At 72.5% G+C, this 9,191-nt stretch carries 10 protein-coding genes; 1 reads left to right on the top strand and 9 read right to left on the bottom strand.

The features are described 5' to 3' along the window. Positions 1–103: 103 nt before the first annotated feature. Both ACPT94_RS32355 and ACPT94_RS32350 read right to left on the bottom strand, forming a co-directional pair. Positions 104–400 (bottom strand): DUF4235 domain-containing protein, encoded by a 297-nt coding sequence (locus ACPT94_RS32355; RefSeq protein ID WP_360342482.1) that lies wholly within the window; start codon positions 398–400, stop codon positions 104–106. Between the two features lie 75 nt (positions 401–475). After that, positions 476–1,498, bottom strand: a complete 1,023-nt coding sequence (locus ACPT94_RS32350) for a glutathione S-transferase family protein (protein ID WP_425247436.1) — start codon at positions 1,496–1,498, stop codon at positions 476–478. Positions 1,499–1,719: 221 nt separating this feature from the next. On the opposite strand from ACPT94_RS32350, the gene ACPT94_RS32345 reads away from it, so the two are divergent. Then, positions 1,720–2,637 carry a cation diffusion facilitator family transporter gene (locus ACPT94_RS32345; protein WP_360342488.1) on the top strand — a complete coding sequence of 306 codons (918 nt, stop codon included), beginning with the start codon at positions 1,720–1,722 and terminating at the stop codon, positions 2,635–2,637. 108 nt (positions 2,638–2,745) lie between these two features. On the opposite strand, the gene ACPT94_RS32340 is transcribed toward ACPT94_RS32345, so the two are convergent. The 7 genes from ACPT94_RS32340 to ACPT94_RS32310 all read right to left on the bottom strand — a co-directional run bounded on the left by ACPT94_RS32340 (position 2,746) and on the right by ACPT94_RS32310 (position 9,161). Further along, a complete protein-coding gene (locus tag ACPT94_RS32340) occupies positions 2,746–3,195 on the bottom strand; it encodes a nitroreductase family deazaflavin-dependent oxidoreductase (protein ID WP_360342491.1) in 450 nt (149 codons plus the stop codon). Positions 3,196–3,387: 192 nt separating this feature from the next. Continuing rightward, positions 3,388–4,011 (bottom strand): LysE family transporter, encoded by a 624-nt coding sequence (locus tag ACPT94_RS32335; protein ID WP_360342777.1) that lies wholly within the window; start codon positions 4,009–4,011, stop codon positions 3,388–3,390. A 372-nt stretch (positions 4,012–4,383) separates the two neighbouring features. Then, on the bottom strand, positions 4,384–5,574 hold the full coding sequence (locus tag ACPT94_RS32330) for an acyltransferase family protein (RefSeq protein ID WP_360342494.1): 1,191 nt from the start codon (positions 5,572–5,574) through the stop codon (positions 4,384–4,386). Between the two features lie 212 nt (positions 5,575–5,786). Further along, entirely contained in the window at positions 5,787–6,578 is a 792-nt protein-coding gene (locus ACPT94_RS32325; RefSeq protein ID WP_360342497.1) for an MBL fold metallo-hydrolase, read from the bottom strand. A 58-nt stretch (positions 6,579–6,636) separates the two neighbouring features. Further along, the gene (locus ACPT94_RS32320; RefSeq protein ID WP_360342500.1) at positions 6,637–7,434 is read right to left on the bottom strand and encodes an alpha/beta hydrolase; all 798 of its coding nucleotides are present in this window, start codon (positions 7,432–7,434) and stop codon (positions 6,637–6,639) included. A gap of 28 nt (positions 7,435–7,462) precedes the next feature. Continuing rightward, on the bottom strand, positions 7,463–8,284 hold the full coding sequence (locus ACPT94_RS32315) for an alpha/beta fold hydrolase (protein ID WP_425247435.1): 822 nt from the start codon (positions 8,282–8,284) through the stop codon (positions 7,463–7,465). Positions 8,285–8,336: 52 nt separating this feature from the next. After that, a complete protein-coding gene (locus tag ACPT94_RS32310) occupies positions 8,337–9,161 on the bottom strand; it encodes an alpha/beta fold hydrolase (RefSeq protein WP_360342506.1) in 825 nt (274 codons plus the stop codon). Between the last annotated feature and the right edge of the window lie 30 nt (positions 9,162–9,191).

Raw genomic sequence — 9,191 nt, 5'->3', positions numbered from 1 at the left:
CCCCGGCCCCCCGGGGGGGGGGGGGGGGGGCCCCGCCCCCGCCACCGGCGGGACACCGCGCGCGGGGCCCGGGTGTGTGCGTCGTCCACGGCGACGCCGCACCTCAGTCCCGGCCCCCCTTCTCCCTGGCCGGCCACACCCCGGTGGACCGCTCGATGGCCTTCGCGCCCGTGCGGTCGGCCGCGCTGCGTACCGCGGCGAAGATCGCGCCCTGGATCGCCGCGGCCAGCAGGACCTCCCCCCAGCCGCGGTCCCGGTCGAGGGCGTCGGGCGCGTCGTCCTCGTGCCGTATCGCCTTCCAGACCTTGCGGAAGGCCATGCCCGCCAGCGCGCCGCTCGTCCAGCCGAACACGAAGCCGACGGGCTTGTAGACGAGGGGGAGCTTCTGTTTCCTGCTCACGTGTGCCTCCTCCTGCTTGTCGACAGCTGCTTGTCAACAGCCGCTTTCCAAGGGCTGCTTGTCGGGGGGACAGGGTCAGGGCCGGCCCCGCGCCGGCACCTCCTCGCCGGTGTGCACCGGACCCGGCGGCGTCCCGTCGCCGAACGGGCGTCCGCCGAGCTCCTCCCGGTGGTGCGGGGTCAGCCAGCCGGACAGGTCGGGGCCGAGGGGAACGATCCCGGTCGGGTTGATACCGGTGTGCACCTGGTAGTAGTGCCGCTTGATGTGGTCGAAGTCGACGGTGTCACCGAACCCGGGCGTCTGGAAGAGGTCCCGGACGTACGCCCACAGGACCTGATTCTCCGTCAACTTCCAGCGGTTGCACTTGAAGTGGCCGTGATACACGGCGTCGAAGCGCACCAGCGTGGTGAACAGCCGGATGTCCGCCTCGGTGATCGTGTCACCGACGAGGTAGCGCTGCCCGGCCAGCCGGGACGCGAGCAGCTCCAGCCGCCGGAAGACACCGGCGCAGGCCTCCTCGTACTCGTCCTGCCCGTTGGCGAAACCCGCCCGGTACACCCCGTTGTTGACGTCCTCGTACACCTCGGCCATCACCGCGTCGATCTCGTCGCGCCGCTCCTGCGGATAGAGGTCGGGTGCCCCGGGCCGGTGCAGGTCGGACCACTCGGTGGCGAGATCGAGGGTGAGCCGCTGGTAGTCGTTGGTGACGAGCCGCCCGCTGGGCACGTCGACGACCGCCGGCACGCTCACCCCGCCCGGATGGTCGGTCTCCCGCCTGTCGTAGGCCTCGGCGAGGTACCGGATGCCGAGCACGGGATCACGGCCGTCGGGGTCGAGGGTGAAGCGCCAGCTGCGGTCGTCCTGGATCGGGTCGGCGATCGCCATCGACAGCGCGTCCTCCAGGCCCAGCAGCCGCCGGGAGATCACCGCCCGGCTCGCCCACGGGCAGGCACGGCTGACCACCAGGCGGTAACGGGCGGCCTCCACCGGCCAGCCGTCCCGGCCGTCCGCCGTGATCCGGTCGGTGAAGTGGCTCTTGGAGCGCCTGAACGCCTTGTGTCCGTAGGCGCGGTTGCCGTCGTCGCCCCCGCCGCTCATGGTTCCTCCCGCTCGTGGTGCGTGCGTGCCCTGCTCAACGCGTTCCCCGTTTTCCGCCTACGGCACGGTGTGAGGCGGACCGGCCGGGGCAAACGGCGGAGGTGACCGGTACATCCTCGGAACGCACCACGCGACGGACCGTACAAGCCGCAGAAGGGAAAGGAGCACCGCCGGCCGAGAAAAACGCCGCACGGGCGGCGGACCGCAGGACACGCGTCACCGTGCTGGTGGCCCTCACGGCCAACCTGCTCATCGCCCTCGCCAAGGCGGTCGGCGGCCTGCTCGCGGCCTCACCCGCCCTGCTCTCGGAGGCGGCCCACTCCGTCGCCGACAGCCTCAACGAGGTCTTCCTCCTCGCCGCCCTGCGCCGCAGCCGCCGCCCGGCCGACCGTCGCCACCCCTTCGGCTACGGCAAGGAACGTTTCTTCTGGTCGCTCCTCGCGGCCGTCGGCATCTTCGTCATGGGCGGCTGCTTCTCCTTCTTCCAGGGCGTCGAGGCACTCCGGAGCGGCGCCGAGGAGAAATTCAGCGGGTACGTGGCGGGCCTGGTCGTCCTCGGCGTCGCCTTCCTCGCCGAAGGGGCCTCACTGATCCGGGCCCTGCACCAGGTGCACCGGCAGGGCGGCACCGCCGGCCTGCGCGACCCGGCCCTGCGCACGGTCGTCGCCGAGGACGGCACGGCGGTGCTCGGCGTCATCCTGGCCGCCACCGGTATGGCCCTGCACATGGTCACCGGCCAGGTCGTGTGGGAGGCGTGCGCCTCGCTCGCGATCGGCGCCCTGCTCGTCTACGTCGCCTACGGCCTCGGCCGCGAGGCCCGCGACCAGCTGATCGGCCAGGCCGCCGACGCCGAGACCGGCGACCGCATCCAGGCGCTGCTGGCGGCCCAGCCGGAGATCGACAGCGTGGAGGCGCTGTTCACGATGAAGACCGGCATCGACTCGGCCCTCGTGGCGGCCCGCGTCGACCTCGTACCCGGCCTGGACAGCGAGCGGGTCGAGGAGGTCGCCGTCCGCATCAAGCGCTCCATCGCCGGCGTCGCCCCCGAGGCGGACCAGATCTTCCTCGACGTGACGGACCGGCCCGCCCGCGAGGCGCAGGAAAGCCCCGCCGCGACGGGGGAACGCGGCGGGGCCTGACCATCGGGTGCCCGGCACACACCCGAACATGCGCGTCCCCGGCAGATTTTTCTACGAGTTTTTCGGCGAGGCCCCCCACGCGGGCGCAGGGGGGCCTCTTTCCGCAGGTCAGTGACCTTCCGCCGGCTCCAGTACGAAGACGGGAATCTCCCGGTCGGTCTTCTTCTGGTAGTCGGCGTACGACGGATAAGCGGCGACGGCGCGCTCCCACCACTCGGCCTTCTCCGCGCCGGTGACCTCACGGGCCGTCATGTCCTGCTTGACGGGCCCGTCCTGGAGCTCCACTCGGGGATCGGACTTGACGTTGTGGTACCAGACCGGGTGCTTGGGCGCCCCGCCCAGGGAGGCGACCACGGCGTAACGCCCCTCGTGCTCGACGCGCATCAACGGCGTCTTGCGGATCTTGCCGCTCTTCGCCCCCCGGGTCGTCAGCACGATGACGGGCAGCCCCGTGTCCAGCAGCGTCGTCCCCTTCGTTCCACCGGAGCTCTCGTACAGCTCCACCTGCTCGCGCACCCACTGGGTCGGGCTGGGTTCGTACTCGCCCTCGAGAGGCATGGCATCCGTCCCTTTCCTCAGGTCTTCGGCACGGTGTCGGCCGACCGGCACCGTGATTCAACACCGGTACCCACGCGTTTCATCCGCACCGCACCGGTGCGTGCCACGCTTCCACAGGTCATGGAATCCGGCACCGCTCCACCCGCCCGACGCGATCCGGCCACCACCGGCCGCCCTCGCCGCGCGGGCCGCCTACACCAGCATCCGCACCGCCAGCACCGTCATCACCCCGCTCGACACGAGCGCCGTCAGCAGCCGCCCCCGATGCCCGGTGAGCGCCCGGCCCAGCAGCGCGCCGCTTCCGGCCAGCAGCACCTGCCAGCTCGCGGACGCGACGAAGGCCGCCAGTACGAACACGCCCTGTTCCAGGGGGCGTACGGCGTCCGCGGTACCGGTGCCGAGGACCAGCGCGGCGAAGTAGACCACGGTGGTCGGGTTGAGGAGGGTGATGCCGAGCAGGCTCAGATAGGCCCGGGCCGGGCTCGGCGGGGGAGGCGCGGACCGGGTGGTGAGCCGGTGGGCGCGGTACCGGCGTACGGCCGCGACCGCGCCCCACGCCGCCAGCCCCAGCAGCACGAGCGCCGAGGCCCAGCGCAGCGGCACCAGCACCGGGCGCAGCGCGGCGGCGACGGCGGAGCCCCCGGCCGTGGCCAGGAGGGCGTAGAGCCCGTCGGCGGTGGCGACGCCGAGCGCGGCGCACACCCCGGTGCGCAGGGACGTACGGGCGGTGAGGGAGACGAGGTAGGTCCCGACCGCGCCGACGGGTACGGCGATGCCGTATCCCGCGACCAGGCCGGCGACCAGCGCGGCCGTCACGGGCGCGCGGGGCCGGGCCTCCGGGGACGGCCGGGCTGCTGTCGGCGCCACGCCGGACGAGCGACGGCGGACGACGGCGGCGGGAAGGCGACGAGGGCAGGCATGGCCAGATCCTGGGGCCGGGGCGCGACCGGCGGCAACAGATTTTCCCGGACCGGAGCCGCGACCTGAACGCTTCGCCATCGCACCCAGGTGTCGCAGCGGCCGGTCCCGGTCACATCGCCGGGGCGACGACGGCGACGACGGCTTCGCCACCCCGGTGCCCGGCCGGGAGACCCACCGGCCTGCCCGGTCGGTACGGTCGGGGCGTCCCGCCCGGCACCGTCGGGCGGCCCGCGCGTGGCCCGGCCGCGTCGACGCGTGGCCCGGCCGTCACGGCGGCTCCATGCGCCGTGCCAGCTTCCGGCCCCAGGCCTGGCTCGGCGCCTCGATGCACCGGTAGGTCAGCACGCACAGCGGCAGCAGCACCGCGAAGAACCCGAGTTCGAGGTCGGGTCGGTCCTGTCGCCATCGGCCGATCGTGCCGTCGGTCACCGCCAGCAGCACCGGATGCACGAGATAGACCGAGTAGCTGATCGTCCCCAGTCCGGTCAGCCAGCGCGGTGTCCGCCGGTGACGCAACGCCAGTCCGACGCCGAAGGCGAGCACGGCCAGCAGGAACGCCACGATCCAGCCGCGCCGGGTGAACTGCGGCCCGTCGCCGTACCCGTACGCACTCCCGACGGCGCAGGCGACCACCACGGCGGTCGCCAGGGTCGCACACCGCCAACTGCTCTGCCCCCGCTCGGCGCGGTGGACGGCGGTGCCCAGGAACATCACGGCGAGGACGACCAGGCTCTCCCACACGGGAACCGTGCCGTTGAAAGCCAGGACGAGCGCCAGCACCCCGCCCAGCAGGCCCCCGACCACACGCAGCGCGGGTGACCCGGCGCTCGCACAGCAGACGGCGACCACCATGACGACCGAGGCGAGCGCGATCAGGCGGCCGGTGCCGATCGCACCGGAGAGGGCCGAGGCCGGCACCGTGCTCCCCACCATCGCGCTCACGGCGGCGAACACGGCCAGGATCACGGCGACCGCTGCCGACCGCCGGTGCAGGCGGACCGTGAACAGAGCGACGACCAGCAGATAGAAGGCCATCTCGTAGGAGAGCGTCCACAGGACGAGAAGGAGATCGGGCGTGCCCAACAACTCCTGCAGCAAGGTGAGATGGGCGGCGGCCACCGTGACGGCGCTCTGCCCGCCGAAGTCGGCGCGCAACTCCGCGACGCCCACCAGGTGGAGGGCGAGGACGGCGGCGACGACAGCCGCCCACAGCGGATACATCCGGAAGAGCCGTCCGATCCAGAACGCCCCGACGCGGCCCCGGCGCTCCAGCGACGCCGGGATGATGTAGCCACTGACCAGGAAGAACACCATGATGCCGAACCGGCTGGTGTTGAACTGCGGCATCAGCTCCCGCCGCAACTCCGCCATGAAGGCGTACGACGAGTGGTCGAAGACCACGACGAGTGCCGCGATGCCGCGCAACGCGTCCAGCCAGCCCAACCGCGAGGGTCTCAACGGTCCTGCCGGCACACCGGACGCGGGTGATCGGGGCGCGCGGGCCGAGGGGTCGGCCGCGGGTAATCGGGGCGGCGACTCAGCCGGCCCCGCCGGCGGCGGCTGGACGGGGAGTGAGGATTCCATACCCATCCTGACGTGCCGTTTCTTTCCGGTGTTCAATGGCACAAAAGCGGAAACGGAGGCTCCGTGTCCCCGTGCGACGGAGTGCGTCAGACGGTGATCTCCGTGGCCGCGCCGGGGGCCAGCCACCGGAAGCGTTCGCGGAGGTCGTCGGGTGCCTTCGTCAGCCGGTTCTCGACCGCGCGGCGGCCCTCCTGGAAGTGCGACCAGCCCTCGTAGTGCACCGGCAGCACGGTGTGCGGGCGCAGGGCCCGGCACAGCTCCACCGCCCGGGACGCCGTCAGCGTGTAGCGGACCGGACCGGTGAGGGGGAAACCCACTCCGCCCAGGTGCAGCAGGGCCGTGCCCACGGTGAGGCGCCGGGCCACCTCGCGCACACCGGCGTACAGGACGGTGTCCCCGGAGACCCACAGGACGCCGTGCCGCTGGCCCTCCCAACGCAACGCGAACCCGGTCACGTCACCGACCAGCGGCCTCGACAGCGGGGGGCCGTGGCGGGCGGGTGTGGCGGTGACCTCGATCGCCGGGCGGCCGGGGGACTCCAGACGCCACGTCGTCCACGGCGCGAGCCCGCGCGCGTTGCCGCCGAGCCGGCCGGCCCCGGACCGTGTCGTCAGCACGACCTGCGCCGAGGGCAGCAGGGCCCGCCCGGCCGTGTCGAGGTTGTCGGCGTGGTGGTCGTGGGTCAGCAACACGGCGTCGACCGGGCCGAGCCGGCCGACGTCCAGGGCCGGTCCGGCCGTCTTGCGGGACGAGGTGCCCCAGCCGAAGGCGTAGCGGCGGCCGGGCGGGTCGAAGGTCGGGTCGGTCAGCAGGCGCCATCCGGCCGCCTCGATCAGGGTGGTCGGGCCCCCGACATGGGTGACGCGGACCTCGGTCATGCGGGGCTCCCTTCCGGCGGGTTCCGGGGGCGGGCGCGCCCGCCCCCGGCCGTACGGCCTACTTCGCGTGCGCCAGCGCCCAGTCCAGGGCGTAGTCGGCGACCTCCTCCCAGCCGGGCGCCGCCGGCAGCAGATGCGGCCGGCCCGGGAACTCCCTGATCTCGGTCACGGTGTGCGACTTGTAGTGCCTGGCGTTGGACTGCTGCACCTTGGGCGGCATCAGATGGTCCTTCTCGCCCGAGACGAACAGCAGCGGCGCCCGGTCGTCGTTGTGGTAGTCGACGTACGTGCTCTGGTGGCCGGGGCGCAGGGTGGCCAGGGCGCTGTCGAAGAAGATGCTGCCGGAGGCGGGGACCGCGTACCGCTCGTACAGCGCCCTCGACTCGTCGAGCGGGAAGGTGTTGGTGAAGGCGTAGTGCCACTGATCGAAGTCCAGGCCGACCGCGCGGTGCCGGTTGGCCGGGTTCTTCAGGACCGGGAAGGCCGCCTTGACCTGGGTCAGCGGCAGGACGGCGACGCCCTCGGTGGGCGCCGAGTTGATCGCCACGCCCGCCGCGCCGTGCCCGCGGTCGAGCAGCAACTGGACGAACACGCCTCCCGCGGAGTGCCCGATGAGGACCGGCGGCTTCTCCAGGCCGCGGACCAGGGACTCCAGGCTCTCGACGATCTGCGGGACGGTGACCTGTTCGACGGGCGTCGGGTCGGCGTTGAGCGACTCGACCTCCACCTCGAAGCCGGGGTACGCGGGCGCCAGCACACGGAAGCCGCGCTTCTCGTAGTGGGCGGTCCAGTGCTCCCAGCTCCGGGGTGTCACCCAGAAGCCGTGGATCAGGACGATGGTGTCCGGGGTGCTCATGACTGCTCCTTTCCGGAGCGGCGAAGGGTCAGCGGGTCGCGCGGTCGGCGGCCCGTATCTGCCGGACCACGGCGCCCGGGTGCGACATCATCACCACGTGCGAGGCTCCCTTTACCTCGACCGTGTGGCTGCCGGCCCGTCGGGCCATGAACCGCTGGACGGCAGGCGGGATGACCCGGTCGGCGGTCGCGACGACATACCAGGACGGCAGGCTCTTCCAGGCCGGAACGCCGCTCGTGCTCTCCAACCCGCCCAGACTGCCGGGGCGTTGGGCGGTCGCCATGACCCTCGTCGTGGACCTGGGCAGATCCTGGGCGAACACGTCGTGGAACTTCGCCGGGTCGATGTAGCCGTCCAGGCCGGGGTCCGGGCTCCCGTCGGGCACGGGGTAGTGGCGGGCGACGAGCGCGCCCGGCAACTGGCTGCCGGGAAACTTCTCGGCCAGCTTCAGCGCGGTCTCCCCCTGGTCCGGCGCGAACGCGGCCGCGTACACCAGCGCCTTGACGTTCGCGCGCCCGCGGGCCGCGTTGGTGATGACCTCGCCGCCGTAGGAGTGGCCGACGAGGACGACCGGTCCGGGGACGGAGTCGACGACGCTGCCGACGTAGGTGGAGTCGCCCGCCAGATCGCGCAGCGGGTTGGCAGGGGCGATCACCGGGTAGCCGGCGTCCAGCAGGGAGGCGGTGACGGCGCTCCAGCCGGAGGCGTCGGCGAAGACGCCGTGCACCAGCACGACGGTCGGTCTGGCGCCCTTGCCGCCGGTGGCGGACGCCGGGCCGGCCGCGCCGAGGGTGACGGCGCCGGCCGCGAGCATGCCGCCGAGCACACGGCGACGGGAGGTGGCTTCCATCCGAGGGAGTTCCTTCCAGTTCCGTTGACGAGACGTCACAGCAGCTCTCGGGTCACGAGTCGAGGAATTCCAGGAGATCCGCGCCGAGCTGGTCCTTGTGCGTGTCCGTGATGCCGTGCGGGGCGCCCGGATAGACCTTGAGCGTCGCGTTCTTGATCCGCGCCGCCGACGCCTGACCGCCCACCTCGAACGGCACGACCTGGTCGTCGTCGCCGTGCACCACCAGCGTGGGCACGTCGATCGCGTCCAGGTCGGCGCGGAAGTCCGTGGCGGAGAACGCGGCGACGCACTCGTAGGCGCCCCGGTGGCCGGCCTGCAGCCCCTGCCGCCAGAACGCGTCCCGGATGCCCTGCGAGACACCCGCCCCGGGCCGGTTGTGGCCGAAGAACGGCCCGTCGGCCAGGTCCCGGTACAGCTGCGACCGGTCGGCCAGCGAACCGGCCCGGATCGCGTCGAACACCTCGACGGGCACCCCACCCGGGTTGTCGTCGGTCCTGAGCATGAACGGCGGTACGGCGGAGACGAGCACGACCTGCGCGACCCGCGCGGTACCGTGCCGGCCGATGTAGCGGGCGACCTCACCGCCGCCCGTCGAGAACCCGACCAGGGTCAGGTCGCGCAGGTCCAGTGTCTCGATCAGGGTGGCCAGGTCGTCGGCGTAGGTGTTCATCTCGTTGCCGTGCCAGGTCTGCGTCGAGCGGCCGTGGCCACGCCGGTCGTGGGCGATCGCGCGGTAGCCGTTCGAGGCGAGGAAGAGCTGCTGGGCCTCCCAGCTGTCGGAGTTCAGCGGCCAGCCGTGACTGAGGACGACGGGGCGGCCGGTGCCCCAGTCCTTGTAGAAGATCTCGGCGCCGTCGGCCGTGGTGACGTACGGCATGGAGGTGCTCCCGTCTGCGGGACGTGGTCC

Source organism: Streptomyces aurantiaciflavus (genome assembly GCF_049808595.1).
Lineage (GTDB): Bacteria > Actinomycetota > Actinomycetes > Streptomycetales > Streptomycetaceae > Streptomyces.
This window is presented reverse-complemented; position numbering and strand designations above follow the sequence as displayed.

What these genes read in the sequence shown, in the direction of transcription:
- ACPT94_RS32315 (WP_425247435.1), bottom strand. Translation starts at nt 8,284, where the DNA reads ATGGAAGCCACCTCCCGTCGCCGTGTGCTCGGCGGCATGCTCGCGGCC.
- ACPT94_RS32340 (WP_360342491.1), bottom strand. Translation starts at nt 3,195, where the DNA reads ATGCCTCTCGAGGGCGAGTACGAACCCAGCCCGACCCAGTGGGTGCGC.
- ACPT94_RS32325 (WP_360342497.1), bottom strand. Translation starts at nt 6,578, where the DNA reads ATGACCGAGGTCCGCGTCACCCATGTCGGGGGCCCGACCACCCTGATC.
- ACPT94_RS32350 (WP_425247436.1), bottom strand. Translation starts at nt 1,498, where the DNA reads ATGAGCGGCGGGGGCGACGACGGCAACCGCGCCTACGGACACAAGGCG.
- ACPT94_RS32320 (WP_360342500.1), bottom strand. Translation starts at nt 7,434, where the DNA reads ATGAGCACCCCGGACACCATCGTCCTGATCCACGGCTTCTGGGTGACA.
- ACPT94_RS32310 (WP_360342506.1), bottom strand. Translation starts at nt 9,161, where the DNA reads ATGCCGTACGTCACCACGGCCGACGGCGCCGAGATCTTCTACAAGGAC.